Annotated in this window: 11 protein-coding genes; 8 read left to right on the top strand and 3 right to left on the bottom strand. The window is 72.9% G+C overall.

All coding sequences use genetic code 11. The features are described 5' to 3' along the window. Positions 1–34 precede the first annotated feature (34 nt). The 3 genes from AMK16_RS32135 (at position 35) to AMK16_RS32125 (ending at position 3,708) form a co-directional block, all read left to right on the top strand. Positions 35–1,273, top strand: a complete 1,239-nt coding sequence (locus tag AMK16_RS32135) for a S1C family serine protease (RefSeq protein WP_073920870.1) — start codon at positions 35–37, stop codon at positions 1,271–1,273. Positions 1,274–1,546: 273 nt separating this feature from the next. Then, complete coding sequence (locus AMK16_RS32130) at positions 1,547–2,278, top strand: response regulator transcription factor (protein ID WP_073920869.1); 732 nt, start codon at positions 1,547–1,549, stop codon at positions 2,276–2,278. Continuing rightward, entirely contained in the window at positions 2,275–3,708 is a 1,434-nt protein-coding gene (locus AMK16_RS32125) for a sensor histidine kinase (RefSeq protein ID WP_073920868.1), read from the top strand. The genes AMK16_RS32130 and AMK16_RS32125 overlap by 4 nt, the downstream gene beginning before the upstream one ends. On the opposite strand, the gene AMK16_RS32120 is transcribed toward AMK16_RS32125, so the two are convergent. After that, positions 3,688–4,575 (bottom strand): phosphatidylinositol-specific phospholipase C, encoded by an 888-nt coding sequence (locus AMK16_RS32120; protein WP_073920867.1) that lies wholly within the window; start codon positions 4,573–4,575, stop codon positions 3,688–3,690. The genes AMK16_RS32125 and AMK16_RS32120 overlap by 21 nt on opposite strands. A 77-nt stretch (positions 4,576–4,652) precedes the next feature. Then, positions 4,653–5,222: a TetR/AcrR family transcriptional regulator gene (locus tag AMK16_RS32115; RefSeq protein ID WP_073920866.1), complete on the bottom strand. Its 570-nt coding sequence runs from the start codon at positions 5,220–5,222 to the stop codon at positions 4,653–4,655. A 320-nt stretch (positions 5,223–5,542) separates the two neighbouring features. Between AMK16_RS32115 and AMK16_RS32110 the strand changes: the two genes are divergently transcribed. After that, positions 5,543–6,379 (top strand): alpha/beta fold hydrolase, encoded by an 837-nt coding sequence (locus tag AMK16_RS32110; RefSeq protein ID WP_073920947.1) that lies wholly within the window; start codon positions 5,543–5,545, stop codon positions 6,377–6,379. 90 nt (positions 6,380–6,469) lie between these two features. Here the strand turns inward: AMK16_RS32110 and AMK16_RS32105 are convergent, their stop codons facing one another. Beyond that, positions 6,470–8,287: a bifunctional metallophosphatase/5'-nucleotidase gene (locus AMK16_RS32105; protein WP_073920865.1), complete on the bottom strand. Its 1,818-nt coding sequence runs from the start codon at positions 8,285–8,287 to the stop codon at positions 6,470–6,472. A gap of 166 nt (positions 8,288–8,453) precedes the next feature. Between AMK16_RS32105 and mshD the strand changes: the two genes are divergently transcribed. The 4 genes from mshD (at position 8,454) to pstS (ending at position 14,495) form a co-directional block, all read left to right on the top strand. After that, positions 8,454–9,383: a mycothiol synthase gene (gene mshD / locus AMK16_RS32100; RefSeq protein WP_073920864.1), complete on the top strand. Its 930-nt coding sequence runs from the start codon at positions 8,454–8,456 to the stop codon at positions 9,381–9,383. 471 nt (positions 9,384–9,854) lie between these two features. Next, positions 9,855–12,134, top strand: a complete 2,280-nt coding sequence (locus tag AMK16_RS32095; protein ID WP_073920946.1) for an RNA degradosome polyphosphate kinase — start codon at positions 9,855–9,857, stop codon at positions 12,132–12,134. Beyond that, the gene (locus AMK16_RS32090) at positions 12,115–13,122 is read left to right on the top strand and encodes a CHAD domain-containing protein (RefSeq protein WP_073920863.1); all 1,008 of its coding nucleotides are present in this window, start codon (positions 12,115–12,117) and stop codon (positions 13,120–13,122) included. Before AMK16_RS32095 ends, AMK16_RS32090 begins: the two co-directional genes overlap by 20 nt. Positions 13,123–13,355: 233 nt before the next feature. Beyond that, entirely contained in the window at positions 13,356–14,495 is a 1,140-nt protein-coding gene (gene pstS, locus AMK16_RS32085; RefSeq protein WP_073920862.1) for a phosphate ABC transporter substrate-binding protein PstS, read from the top strand. The last annotated feature ends 49 nt before the right edge of the window (positions 14,496–14,544 follow it).

Genomic DNA, 14,544 nt, shown 5'->3' with positions numbered 1-14,544 from the left:
GTAGCTCTCATGATCGGCGGACAGAGTCGTCACCATGACCGAGAGCTCCCGCCGCGAAGGCGAGTACCCGCAGGAGAACTTCCCGGCCCGCCGCCCCCCGTTCGGGGCTGACCGGCAGCCGGGTCACGAGTGGCCGGCGCAGGACACCGCGGCGGGGGCGTACCCCCCGCCGCCCGCGTACCCGCCCGCCGCCCCCGCCTGGCACGAGCCGCACCGGCCCCCGGTCATCCAGGGCGAGACGGTCCCCGCCGGGTCCGACGCCCGCGGCGACGGGGGTTCGTGGGCCGGGTGGGGCGGAGCCGGCCGGCAGGAGCCCGCCCACGCCGCCGCACCCGCCCCCCGCGCCAGGAAGCCGGTCGCACTCCTCGCCGCCGTGGCCATCGCGGCGGCCGTGATCGGCGGCGGCACCGCGGCCGCGGTCCAGGAACTGATGGGCGCCCGGCCCGGCGCGCCCGCCGGCGTCAGCGGCACCAACGTCTCGCAGTCCGCCACCGGCACCGTCTCCGGGGTCTCCGAGCAGGTCAGCCCCTCCGTGGTCCGCATCGACACCCGGACCGGATCCGGCCAGGGCACCGGCTCCGGCATCGTCCTGACCGCCGACGGCGAGATCGTCACCAACAACCACGTCGTCAGCGGCGCCTCCGAGATCCAGGTGACGATGAGCGACGGCAAGAAGTACAGCGCGGGGCTCGTCGGCACCGACCCCGACAAGGACCTCGCCCTCATCAAGCTCCGGGGTGCCACCGGGCTCCGCCCCGCCGCGCTCGGCGACTCGGGCGGCCTGAAGGTCGGCGACCAGGTCGTGGCGATCGGCTCCCCCGACCGCCTGACCGGCACCGTCACCAGCGGCATCGTCTCCGCCCTCGACCGCGAGGTGAACGTCCCCAAGTCGGAGCAGCAGTCGCCGCAGAGCGACCCGCCGCAGGACGGCGGCTTCCCCTTCTCCTACGGCGGCAGGCAGTTCAACGGCGACACCGGCTCGGACACCACCTCCTACAAGGCCATCCAGACGGACGCCTCGCTCAACCCGGGCAATTCGGGCGGCGCCCTCGTCAACATGAACGGCCAGATCGTGGGCATGCCCTCCGCGATCTACTCGCCCTCCAGCGGCAGCGGCAGCGCGGGCAGCGTCGGCCTCGGCTTCGCGATCCCGGTCAACACGATCAAGGCCGACCTGGACTCCCTGCGCAAGGGTGGCTCCGGCGGCACCGGGGGCGCCTCCGGCACCGACGGCGGCGGCTCCGGCGCCGGGGGTCTGGGCAACACGTTCTGACGGACGCCGCGGACCCCGCCCACCGCGGGCCGCACACCCGCCGGCCCGCATGCCCGTCTCAGCCCGCACACCCGCCCGCAGCCGGCCCCGTCCACCGCATGCCGTCCGCACGCCCGCCCGCGGCCCGCGCGTCCACCGCACGGGCACGCACTGCGCATGCCGCACGCCGGCCCGGCCGGGCCGCCGCCGCCCGCGTGCGACGCTGGGGGAAGACCTCGGCGGGAGACGCCTCCCGCCCGGCCGCCGGCCACGAACCACCATGGGGGAGCCATCATGAACGCCGCCGAAGGCGAAGCGCGGATCCTCGTCGTCGACGACGAGCCGGCCGTACGCGAGGCCCTGCGCCGCAGCCTCGCCTTCGAGGGGTACGCCGTGCAGACCGCCGTCGACGGGCTCGACGCCCTCGACAAGGCGGCCTCCTACGCCCCCGACCTGATCGTCCTCGACATCCAGATGCCCCGGATGGACGGTCTGACGGCGGCCCGCCGGCTGCGCGCGGCCGGCGGTGTCACCCCGGTCCTGATGCTCACCGCCCGCGACACCGTCGGCGACCGCGTCACCGGCCTCGACGCGGGGGCCGACGACTACCTCGTCAAGCCCTTCGAACTCGACGAGCTCTTCGCCCGCGTCCGCGCCCTGCTGCGCCGCAGCTCCTACGCCGCCCCGCGACCCGGCGCCGAAGGGCCGCAGGACACGCTGACCTTCGGCGACCTGCGCATGGACCTCACGACCCGCGAGGTCACCCGGGCCGGACGGCCCGTGGAGCTGACCCGTACCGAATTCACGCTCCTGGAGATGTTCCTGGCCCACCCGCGCCAGGTCCTGACCCGCGAGCAGATCCTCAAGACCGTCTGGGGCTTCGACTTCGAACCCAGCTCCAACTCCCTGGACGTGTACGTGATGTACCTGCGCCGCAAGACCGAGGCGGGCGGCGAGCCCCGCGTCGTCCACACCGTGCGCGGGGTGGGCTACGTCCTGCGCGCGGGTGAGAGCGGCCCCGAGTGAGCCCGGCGGCCCGGTTCCGCGCGCTGCCGCTGCGCTCGCGCCTGGCGCTGCTGGTCACGGTGGCCGTCGCGCTCGCCGTGGCCGCCGTGGCGGCGGTGTGCTGGGTGATGGTGCGCACCCAGCTCCGCGACCAGCTGGACAGCTCGCTGCGGTCCACCAACGCCGAGGCGCAGGCCAATCAGGTGTTCCGGTCGCTCGGCTGTGTCTCCGGCACCACCCTGCCGGAGCGGCCCGCGAACAATCTCAGCGCCCAGGTGCAGATCGTGCTGCCGGACGGCGGCCACTGCTGGGTCGACGGCCGCAGCACCCTGCGCATCAGCGACACCGACCTCCAGGTGGCCCAGCGCAGGCGCGAGGCCACCCCCTACGACGCGACCACCACCGACGGGGTCGCGGTCCGGGTCTACACCCAGCCCGCCCTGCTGGACGGCCGGGCCGCCGCCCTGTCCGTCGCCAAACCCCTGGCCGACATCGACCGGCCGCTGTCCACGCTGGCCTGGGTGCTCCTCTTCGTCTCGGGCGTCGGCGTGGTCGGAGCCGGCGCGGCCGGGCTGTGGGTGGCCCGGACGGGCCTGCGGCCGGTCGACGAACTGACCGGCGCCGTCGAGCACATCGCCCGGACCGAGGACCTGAACGTGCGGATCCCCGACCGGGGAGACGACGAGATCGCCCGCCTGTCGCGGTCCTTCAACTCCATGACGGCCGCGCTCGCCTCCTCCCAGGAGCGCCAGGCGCAGCTGATCGCGGACGCCGGGCACGAGCTGCGCACCCCCCTCACCTCCCTGCGCACCAACATCGAGCTGCTCGCCCGCAGCGAGGAGACCGGACGGCCCATTCCGCCGGAGGACCGCCGGGAACTGCTGGCCTCGGTCAAGGCGCAGATGACGGAGCTCGCCGCGCTGATAGGTGACCTCCAGGAACTGTCCCGCCCGGACGCGGTGTCCCCCGGGCCGCTGGGTGTGGTGGCCCTGCACGAGATCACCGCGGCCGCGCTGTCCCGGGCCCGGCTGCGCGGTCCTGAGCTGGACTTCGCCTCGGCGCTGGAGCCCTGGTACGTCCGGGGAGAGGCGGCAGCGCTGGAGCGCGCGGTCGTCAACGTCCTGGACAACGCGGTGAAGTTCAGCCCGCCGGGCGGCGCGGTCGAGGTGACGCTGCGGGCGGGCGAACTGACCGTACGGGATCGCGGCCCGGGCATCCCGGCGGAGGACCTGCCCCACGTCTTCGAACGGTTCTGGCGCTCACCCTCGGCACGCGCCCTGCCCGGCAGCGGCCTGGGCCTGTCGATCGTGGCCCGCACGGTCGCCCGCACCGGCGGGAGCGCCGAGCTGCGGGCGGCGGCCGACGGTGGCCAGGGCACGGAGGCCGTGCTCCGCATCCCGGGGGCGCCGGCCCCGCCGCCGGACGGCCCGTCAGTTGTGCCGGATCAGTGAGTCCACCAGGCCGGACCGGGTGCCGGGGAAGTCCATCGGGACGATTCCGAGGCCGGTCCGGCCGGCCATCTCCCCGCCGTCGACGAAGGCGTGCACCTGGGGGTTGAGGCGGTCGGAGTTCCAGCGGGGCGGCATGTACGCGGCGGTGCTGGCGTAGTTCACGAAGAGTTTCCCGGGCTGCTGGACGGCCCGGCGGAAGTGGTTCTCGATCTTGCCGCGCTTGGCGAAGGGCTCGGCGTTGTAGTCGTCCTGGATGTCGAAGACGTTGCCGTCGCCGTACCGCAGCCCCGGCAGCCCGCCGTTGTCGGCGAGCAGCACCACCTTGCCGCGCGCCTGTCCGAGGGTGGGCAACGCGTCGGCGATGCGGAACAGCGGTCGCCAGCCGCGGTTGTCGAGGTAGTCGTCGAAGACGGCGCGGAAAGCGGCGTCGCTGTCCGTGGAGTACTCCTGCTTGAGCCGCATCAGGACGGTCTCGGAGGGGTGCGCGGCGAGGAAGTTCCAGCAGTCCACCAGCACGTCCCCGAACATCAGGTTCTGGTAGAAGGAACCGTGGTGGATGGCGAAGGACCCGCCGGTCACCCGGCAGCGCACGTCCAGGAACCGGATGCCGGAGTCCAGTTGCCCGGCGATCGAGGTGTTCTGGCAGGCGACGTAGAGCCCGCCCTGGCGGGCGCCGGAGTCGTGGGTGCCGGGGATCGTCATGCGCTGCAAAGCAGTGGAGTCGGCCAGGCCGGCCATCCAGTCCTGGGTGGCGAGGGTGCGCGCGGCGGCCGGACCCGCCGTCCCCAGCCCCACCGCGGCACCGGCCACCAGTGCGCCCGCCCCCGCCAGAAACGCCCGCCGGTCCAGACCCATGCCCATGCCCATGCCCGCCCCTTTGCCGACCCGTTGGTGGGACCGGATTATGGCGTGCGGGACCCGCCTTTACTACCCGTCGGTAGTGGCTACCTTTCCAGCAACTCCACCATCGTGCGCAGCCCTTGGACGATCTGCGGCCCGGTCGGGGTCTGCTCCGGGTCGGTCAGGCTCTGCACCATCACCCCGCTCAGCAGCGCGATGTGCACCGACCCGAGGGCCCGTACGTCGTCTTCGCCGACCGCGTCCTGCGGCACCCCGCGCAGCTGCGCCGCCACCATGCGGCGGGAGCGGCGCTGGCTCTCGGCCAGGGTCGCGAGCAGTTCCGGGGAGGACTGGGCGTGCACGAACGCCTCGACACCGGCGATCCAGAGCCATCGCATGTCGCCGAAGTCCCGGATCTTGCGGTCCCAGGTGTCGGCGTAGCGCTCCTCGGCGGTGTCGCCCTGCCCGGCGAGCCTGCCGGCTCCCGCGGCCCATTCGTCCATGGCCGCGAACAGCGCCTGGTTGAGCAGGGCCTCCCGCGATCCGAAGTGGTAGCCGATCGCGGCCATGCTCACCTGCGACGCGGAGGCGATGTCGCGCACGGTGGTGCGCAGGTACCCCTTCTCCTCCAGGCAGCGGCGCGCTCCGGCCAGCAGGTCCTCGCGATTTCCCATGGCGGGATCGTATCCGCGCACCGTTTTGGGCAGCCGCCCTACACGAACGTATTGCGCGCCTGCCCAAATACTGACACGCTACTGGTGTCGGAAGGTCCCCTCCTCGAAACCGGGAGCGCTGAACCATGAGCCAGACCACGAGCCGAACCACGAGCGGAACGCCGAGCGGGAGCGCGGGCGAAGGTGCGAGCCCCCCGGTGGGAGGCGGCCCGGGCCGCGACGCGAGTCCCGGTACGGGCGCAGCCGCCGGTCCCGGTGCGGGCCCCGGTGCGGGCCCCGGTGCGGGCGGTACCGCGAGGGCCGGCGGCGGCGCGGGGGCGGTGCGAGGGGCCACGCGCCACGAGCTGCGCATCGGTGGGCGCGCCCTGTCCTACCTGGACTTCGGTGGTCCCGGCCAGCCGCTCCTCGCCCTCCACGGCGGCATGTCCGAAGGCGCCCATTTCGCCGGCCTGGCCACCGCCCTCGGCGACGAGTGGCGGGTCATCGCCCCCGATCAGCGCGGCCACGGCGATTCCGACCTGGCCGCCGACTACCGCCGCGAGGGCTACGTCTCGGACGCGGTCGCCCTCCTGGAACACCTGCAACGCCCGGACCTGCAAGGCCCGGACCACCCGCTTCACCGGGACCCCGGCGCCCCGGTGGCCGTGCTCGGCTTCTCGCTCGGCGGGATCAACGCCTTCCACCTGGCCGCCGCCCGCCCGGACCTGGTCCGCGCCCTCGTCAACGTCGACGCCCCCGTGGAGAGCCCGCGCACCGACGGCCCGTCCTTCTGGGACTTCCTCCACGACCTGCCGTACACCGCCCGCACCCGCGAGGAGCTCGTCACCGCCCTCGGTCCGCTCGGCGAGGGCGTCGGCCCGTTCCTGCGGCCGCTGCCCGGTGGAGAGGGCTGGCGGCTGCCCTTCCACCCCCGGGCCACCCTGGCCACCCTCGCCGAGGGCGACGGTTCCCGCTGGGACGTCTGGCTCGCCAGCACCTGCCCGGCGCTGCTGGTCCACGGCAGGCGCAGCGCCGTGCTCCCGCAGGAGCTGGCCGACGCGATGGTCGCCCGGCGCCCGGGGACCTCGTACGCGGGCCTCGACACCGAGCACTTCGTGCCGTTCCAGGACCCGCAGGGCTTCGCCGAAGCCGTCCGTACGTTCCTCGCGGACCTCTGAGCACCGCCGCCCCCGGCCGGGAACGCCGGAGGGGCGGCGGGCCCCCGGCCGGGCCCACCGCCCCTCCGGGCGTACCGTACGCGCTCGCCGCTACTTGACGACGGTGATCCGGTTCGCCGCCGGCGGGGCGATCGGGGCCGCCGCCGAGGAGTTGTTCGTCAGGTAGGCGTTGAAGCAGTCCAGGTCGGAGGCGCCCACCAGCTTGTTCTTGTGCTCCTTCAGGACGGTGAAGCCGTCGCCGCCACCCGCCAGGAACTCGTTCATCGCGACCCGGTAGGTCTTCGCCGGGTCGATCGGCGCGCCACCGAGGCGCACCGAGTCCACGACGACGCGGTCCCCGCCCGACTTCGTCATGTCCAGGGTGTACGTGAAGCCCTTCGACACCTGGAGGATCTTCGGGTTCGCGCCGTTGACCGGCCCGCTGACCTGCTGCTGGAGCGCGGTGAGAAGCTGGGCGCCGGTCAGGTCCACGACGTTCATCATGTTGGTGAACGGCTGGACGGTGAAGGACTCGCCGTAGGTGACCACGCCGTCGCCCTCCTCACCCGAAGCCTTGTAGGCGAGGTCCGAGCGGATGCCGCCCGGGTTCATGAGGGCCAGCTGCGCGCCGCCCTTGTCCGCCGGGGACAGCGCCTCCAGCTGTGCGTCGGCGATCAGGTCGCCGAGCGGCTTCTCGTACGCCTCCGAGCCGCGGCCCTGGATGTCGGCGGAGATGAAGCCCTGGGGACGGCCCGCGATCGGGTCCGCCAGCGTCTTCCAGCGGCTGATCAGCTCGGACATGTCCGCCGCCTTGGGCTGCTCGCGGTTCACGACCTTGTTGACCGGCTTCGGCGAGCTGACCGGCGTACGGACGATGTCCTTGGTCTGCCGGTCGTAGGTGAGGGTCGTGTCCGTGTACAGGCGCCCGATGGAGGCGGCCGAGGTGACCGTGCGCGGGTTGCCCGCCGGGTCGGGGATGTTGCAGGCGTACGCCTGGTGGGTGTGGCCGGTCACCACCGCGTCGACCTTCGGGTCCACGTTCTTGGCGATGTCCACGATCGCGCCGGAGATGCCGGCGCCCGCACCCGGGACGTCGCAGTCGTAGTTGTAGGCGCCGTTCGCGGGCAGACCGCCCTCGTGGATCAGCGCCACGATCGACTTCACGCCCTGCTTGTTCAGCTCGGCGGCGTACTTGTTGATCGTCTCGACCTCGTCGCCGAACTTCAGGCCCTTGACGCCCTCGGCGGTCACGACGTCCGGAGTGCCCTCCAGGGTCACGCCGATGAAGCCGATCCTGACGTCGCCCTTCTTCCAGATGAAAGTCGGCGACATCAGCGGGCGCTTGGTCTTCTCGTCCATGACGTTCGCGGCCAGGTACTGGAACTCGGAGCCCGTGAACTCCTTGCCCGGCTCGAAGCAGCCTTCGACCGGGTGGCAGCCGCCGTACGCCATGCGGCGCAGCTCGGCCCGGCCCTCGTCGAACTCGTGGTTGCCGACGCTGGTGACGTCCAGGTCGAGCTTGTTCAGCGCCTCGATGGTCGGCTCGTCGTGGAAGAGCCCGGACAGCATGGGGCTGGCGCCGATCATGTCGCCGGCCGCGGCGGTGACGGAGTACTCGTGGCCCTTGCGGGCCTCGCGCAGGCTGGTCGCGAGGTACTCGACACCGCCCGCGGGTATGGCCTTGGTGGTGCCGTCGGCCTGACGTTCGGTCACGTTGCCGGAGGAGCCCTGCGGGGGCTCCAGCGTGCCGTGGAAGTCGTTGAACGACAGCATCTGCACATCGACGGTCCGGCTCTTGGCACCGCCGCCACCACTCGCGGCACCGGCCGGCAGTGCGGCGGCCACCATCGCCCCGGCCCCGGCCGTGACGGCGAGGGCGGCGAGGGTCAACCGGCGGGCTCGGAGGTGCCGTTGTGGCGTCGCTGACATTGAATCCCCTTTGCGGACAGCGATAACTGGGAGGTCCGCCGAAGCCTATGGTCAACGCGCGTAGCACGACAGGGGGTAGCGGGTATCGAGGTGGTTACGCGCAGAAGGCGGACCGACGCCGCGGCCGTACTCCGCCACGTGGCCGCCGCGGTCGTAGGCTCGTGCCATGACTGACGCAGCAGCGGCCCTGGAGCCGGGACGGCAGATTGACACGCTCGACGAGCTGACGGAGGAACAGGCCGCGGCCGTACTCGCCCTGATCGACGAAGCGGCGGGGAGCGACGGCACCACCGCCGTCTCCGAGCAGGGACGGCTCCGGCTGCGCGGCGGGCCCCGCGAGGGGGTCCGGCACCTCCTGCTGACCCAGGGCGGCCGGCTCGCCGGATACGGGCAGCTGGAGGACACCGACCCGGTGGAGGCCCCGGCAGCCGAGCTCGTCGTCCACCCGGCGCTGCGCGGCCGCGGCCACGGGCGGGCGCTGGGCACGGCCCTGCTGGCCGCCTCCGGCAAGCGGATCCGGGTGTGGGCGCACGGCGGCAAGCCGGCCGCCCGGCACCTCGCGCAGGTGCTCGGCCTGACCCTCTTCCGCGAGCTGCGCCAGCTGCGCCGGCCGCTCGGCGCGGACGCGGACCCACTGCCGGAGGCGGTGCTTCCGCAGGGGGTGACCGTACGGGCCTTCGTGCCCGGGGCGGATGACGCGGCCTGGCTCGCGGCGAACGCGGCGGCCTTCGCCCACCACCCCGAGCAGGGCTCCCTGACCCAGCGGGACCTGGACGACCGGATCGCGCAGGCCTGGTTCGACCCCGAGGGCTTCTTCCTCGCCGAGCGGGGCGGAGAGCTGGTCGGCTTCCACTGGACGAAGGTCCACGCGGCGGAGCGGCTCGGCGAGGTCTACGTGGTCGGCGTCCGCCCGGACGCCCAGGGCGGCGGCCTCGGCAAGGCCCTGACGGCGATCGGCCTGCGCCACCTGGCCGCGCAGGGTCTGCCGACGGCGATGCTGTACGTGGACGCCGACAACCCGGCGGCCCTGGCCGTCTACGAGGGCCTCGGCTTCACCACCCACGAGGTGGACCTGATGTACCGCACGGAAAGCTGACCCCGCCCGCCCCCGGCGCCCCGCCCCGCCGACGCCACGAAGGGCGGGGCGCGCAGGCGCGGCAAACCCCCAGCCCCGGGGCGCGCAGTGTGCCGCAGACCCGGGGGCTGGGCGGACCCGCCCAAAGGCAGGGAACCCCGGGAACGGAACGCGAGGCGCGGGAACGCGGGGCCCGGGAACGCGGGGCGCGGGGGCCACGGGCCCCCGGGCGCCCGGCCCCCCGGTGTGGCGTCCCCGCAGGGGGGTCCGCCCGGCCCCGGCCCCGGCGCAGACGCCGACGCCGACGCAGACGCCGACGCCGACACCGACACCGACACCGACACCGACGGAACAGCTCGACCCGGGATGCCACGCGCCATTCACCGGGCATTAAGACGCGCTTGCGAGTCTCCCCCCATGCATCCCCGACTCCGGCTGACAGCCGACGCTTCCGACGCGCCTGTCCTGCCCCGTGCGCGGAAGAATGGAGTCATGAGCCACCAGCCCAGCGCAGGCCCCACCGAGGTCCCCGCACAGCACCCGACCCGTCCCTCCGCCACGGGCCCGGCCGGCCCGGGCCCCGGCAACGCCGTCACCGGCGCACACGCCCGTCTCGGCTCCATATCGGCGCACCGTCCCCACGTCGACCTCGAACCCGACCTCGACGCCGATCTCGACGCCTACGACGACAAGGACGGCGGGGAGCTCCCCCCGGGCCGCTTCCTCGACCGGGAACGCAGCTGGCTCGCCTTCAACGAGCGGGTGCTGGAGCTCGCCGAGGACCCGACGACCCCGCTCCTGGAGCGCGCCAACTTCCTGGCGATCTTCGCGAGCAACCTCGACGAGTTCTTCATGGTCCGCGTCGCCGGCCTCAAACGGCGCATCGCGACCGGTGTCGCCACCCGCTCCGCGTCCGGCCTGCAGCCCCGCGAGGTGCTGGACCTCATCTGGACGCGCTCGCGCGAGCTCATGGCCCGCCACGCCGCCTGCTTCCAGCAGGACATCTGCCCGGCGCTCGCCGAGGAGGACGTCCACCTCATCCGCTGGCCGGACCTCACCGAGAAGGAGCAGGCCCGCCTCTTCACGCTCTTCCGCAACCAGATCTTCCCGGTCCTGACCCCGCTGGCCGTGGATCCCGCGCACCCCTTCCCGTACATCTCCGGCCTCTCCCTGAACCTGGCCGTGGTCGTGCGCAACCCGGTCAGCGGCCACCGCCACTTCGCCCGGGTCAAGGTCCCGCCGCTCCTCTCCCGCTTCCTGGAGGCATCCCCGCACCGCTACGTCCCGCTGGAGGACGTCATCGCGGCGCACCTGGAGGAGCTGTTCCCCGGCATGGAGGTGCTCGCGCACCACATGTTCCGCGTGACCCGCAACGAGGACCTGGAGGTGGAGGAGGATGACGCCGAAAACCTCCTCCAGGCCCTGGAGAAGGAGCTGATGCGGCGCCGCTTCGGGCCGCCCGTGCGCCTGGAGGTCGAGGAGTCCATCGACCCGGGAGTCCTGGACCTGCTGGTCCAGGAGCTGAACGTGGACGCCTCCGAGGTCTACCCGCTGCCCGGCCCGCTCGATCTGACCGCCCTCTTCGGGATCGCCTCCCTGGACCGGCCCGAGCTGAAGTACCCCAAGTTCATCGCCGGCACCCACCGGGACCTGGCGGAGGTCGAGTCCGCGTCCGCGCCGGACATCTTCGCCGCGCTGCGCGAGCGGGACGTCCTGCTGCACCACCCCTACGACTCCTTCTCCACCTCGGTGCAGGCCTTCCTGGAGCAGGCCGCCGCCGACCCGGACGTCCTGGCCATCAAGCAGACGCTCTACCGCACCTCCGGCGACTCCCCCATCGTCGACGCCCTGACCGACGCCGCCGAATCCGGCAAGCAGGTCCTCGTACTCGTCGAGATCAAGGCCCGCTTCGACGAGCGGGCCAACATCAAATGGGCGCGCAAGCTGGAGGAGTCCGGCTGCCACGTCGTCTACGGGCTCGTCGGCCTGAAGACCCACTGCAAGCTGTCCCTCGTGGTCCGCCAGGAAGGCGACCAGCTGCGCCGCTACTCGCACGTGGGCACCGGCAACTACCACCCCAAGACCGCCCGGCTCTACGAGGACCTCGGCCTGCTCACCGCCGATCCGCAGGTCGGCGCGGACCTCTCCGACCTCTTCAACCGGCTGTCCGGATACTCGCGCCGCGAGACCTACCGGCGGCTGATGGTCGCCCCGCGCTCGCTGCGCGACGGTCTCATAGCGCGGATCGACAAGGAGGCCGACCACCACCGGGCCGGCCGCCCCGCGTCCGTGCGCCTGAAGATGAACTCGATCGTCGACGAAGCCCTCATCGACGCGCTCTACCGGGCCTCCCAGGCGGGCGTGCCCATCGACATCTGGGTCCGCGGCATCTGCGCGGTGCGCCCCGGGGTCACCGGGCTCTCGGAGAACATCCGGGTCCGCTCCATCCTCGGGCGCTTCCTGGAGCACTCCCGGGTCTTCGCCTTCGGCAACGGCGGCGAACCCGAAGTGTGGATCGGCAGCGCCGACATGATGCACCGCAACCTCGACCGCCGCATCGAGGCACTGGTCAGGGTCGCCGACCCGGCCCACCGCGCGGCACTGGACCGGATGCTGGAAACCGGGATGTCCGACCTGACCTCCTCCTGGCACCTGGGCCCGGACGGCGAATGGACCCGGCACAGCACCGATGCGGAAGGCCAGCCGCTGCGGCACGTTCAGGAGATGCTCATAGACGCCCGGAGGCGCCGGCGTGGCTCAGCCAAACCATGAACCGATGGCCGGCGCGGGTGACGTGCTCGGCACGTACCTGCGCTCCCAGGCCACCGCTTTCCTGCGCGCGATGCGCCTGTGCGCACAGAGCGCGGCCGGCGGGCCCGGCGGCGACGCCGCGGACGGGACCGAGGCGGCGCGCAGCCTGCGGGGGGCCGCGCGACGGATCAGCGGATCCCTGGCCACCTTCCGAGGGGTGACGGAATCCGCCTGGGCGGACGGTCTGCGCACCGAGCTGGTGTGGCTGTCCTCGACCCTGGCGGACGAGCACGCGTACGCCTCCCGGCTGGCCCGGCTGATGGACGCGCTGCACCGCTTGTCAGGATCGTGCGAGGTCCCGGCGCAGCGCGGCACGGCGGGCGCCCTCACGGTGGGCTCGGCGCGCGCGGGCGCACTGCTGGAGCGCCAGCTGACCCTGGCGCGGGCCCGCGCGCATTCGGCGACCCTCCAGGCGCTCGGCTCGGCGCGCTTCCACGCCGTCGCGGACGCGGTGGCGGTGCTGGCCTCGGAGGTCCCGCTGGACCCCGTCGCGGCCCGGGGGCAGGTGGAGGAGGTCCTCGTACCGCTGGCAGCGGTGGCCGAAACCCGCCTGTCTGCTGCGGTGGCCGCCCTGCCCGCGGCCGCCGGCGCGCACCCGTACGACGCGGCCCACGACGGACTCTGGCACGAGGTGCGCCGCCTGCTGCGCGTCCACCGCTACGCGCGGGAGGCGCTGGGCGGGGAGGTGACCCGGCCCGCCTTGGCGGGCGAGGCCCTGGACCGCCAGCGGGACGCGGCCGAGGCGGCGGCCGCCTCGGCGACGGCGGCCCGCACCCCGCGCATCGCCCCGGCCACCGCGTACGCCCTGGGCGTCCTGCACGCGGACCAGCGACACGAGGCCGAGGCGGCCCGGTACGACTTCCGCCGGATCTGGCTGCCGGCTTCCGCCGTGGCGTCCGGCGCCCGCGACGTGCGCGAACGCGGTCACGCCGAGGTAACGGGTGGATAACGGCCGATGACGTCGGGGTGCGGAACCGGGCAGGTGCACCGGGTCGTCCGCCACGGTTCACCGTCCGTTCACTCGCCCCGGTCGGCGGCTTCACCTGTTCTGCCTAATTTCAGTCGTGCACGGTGCGGGTCGCGGGCAGGACGAGCGGCGCGGCCGGGCACCCGACGTAGTCCTCTTCGCACGCCGCCCCGATACAGAAAGCGGCCGGCGGCTTCTGGAAGGAACACCCGACAGTGAAGCTTCAGCGCAAGAACCGGCTTCGTGCCTCTGCCCTCGGGGCCCTCGTCGTGTCCGGCGCCCTGGTCCTCACGGCGTGCGGCTCGGACGACAACACCAAGGACAACGGTTCGGCCACCGGCAAGCCGTCGGCGGCCGCCGCCGGTGACATCAAGTGCGACGGGGCCAAGGGCAAGCTCCTGGCCTCGGGCTCTTCCGCGCAGAAGAACGCGGTCGAGATCTGGGTCAAGAACTACATGGCCGCCTGCTCCGGCGTCGAGGTCAACTACAAGTCCTCCTCCTCCGGCGAGGGCATCGTCGCCTTCAACCAGGGCACCGTCGGTTTCGCCGGCTCCGACTCGGCGCTGAAGCCGGAGCAGGTCGAGGAGTCCAAGAAGATCTGCACCGGTGGCCAGGGCGTGGACCTGCCCATGGTCGGCGGTCCGATCGCGCTCGGCTTCAACGTCGCCGGTGTGGACAAGCTGAACCTGGACGCGGCCACGATCGCCAACATCTTCAACGACAAGATCAAGAAGTGGGACGACGAGGCGATCAAGAAGCTGAACCCCGGCGTCACGCTCCCCTCGACCGCCATCCAGGCCTTCCACCGCTCCGACGACTCGGGCACCACCGAGAACGTCACCAAGTACCTCAAGGCCGCCGCGCCCGACGCCTGGCCGCACGAGGCCGCGAAGAAGTGGGCCGCCCCCGGCGGCCAGGCCGCCTCCGGCTCCGCCGGTGTCGCGGCCCAGGTCAAGCAGGTCGACGGGGCGATCGGCTACTTCGAGCTCTCCTTCGCCGCCTCGCAGGGCATCAAGACGGTCGACCTGAACACGGGCGCGTCCGCCCCGGTCAAGGCCACCGGCGAGAACGCCTCCAAGGCCATCTCCGCCGCCAAGATCTCCGGCACCGGCTCCGACCTGGCCCTGAAGCTCGACTACACCACCAAGGCCGAGGGCGCCTACCCGCTCGTGCTGGTGACGTACGAGGTCGTCTGCGACAAGGGCAACAAGGCCGAGACCCTGCCGACCGTGAAGTCCTTCCTCAACTACACCGCCTCGGACGCGGGCCAGAAGGTCCTCCTGGAGAACGGCTACGCGCCGATCCCGGCCGAGATCAACGCCAAGGTCCGTGAGGTCGTCGCCTCGCTGGGCTGACCCTGACCCCCGAGGTGCCGGTCCGCTCCCGTCCGAGCGGGCCGGCCCC

It is taken from the genome of Streptomyces sp. CB00455, from assembly GCF_001905445.1.
GTDB lineage: Bacteria > Actinomycetota > Actinomycetes > Streptomycetales > Streptomycetaceae > Streptomyces.
This window is presented reverse-complemented; position numbering and strand designations above follow the sequence as displayed.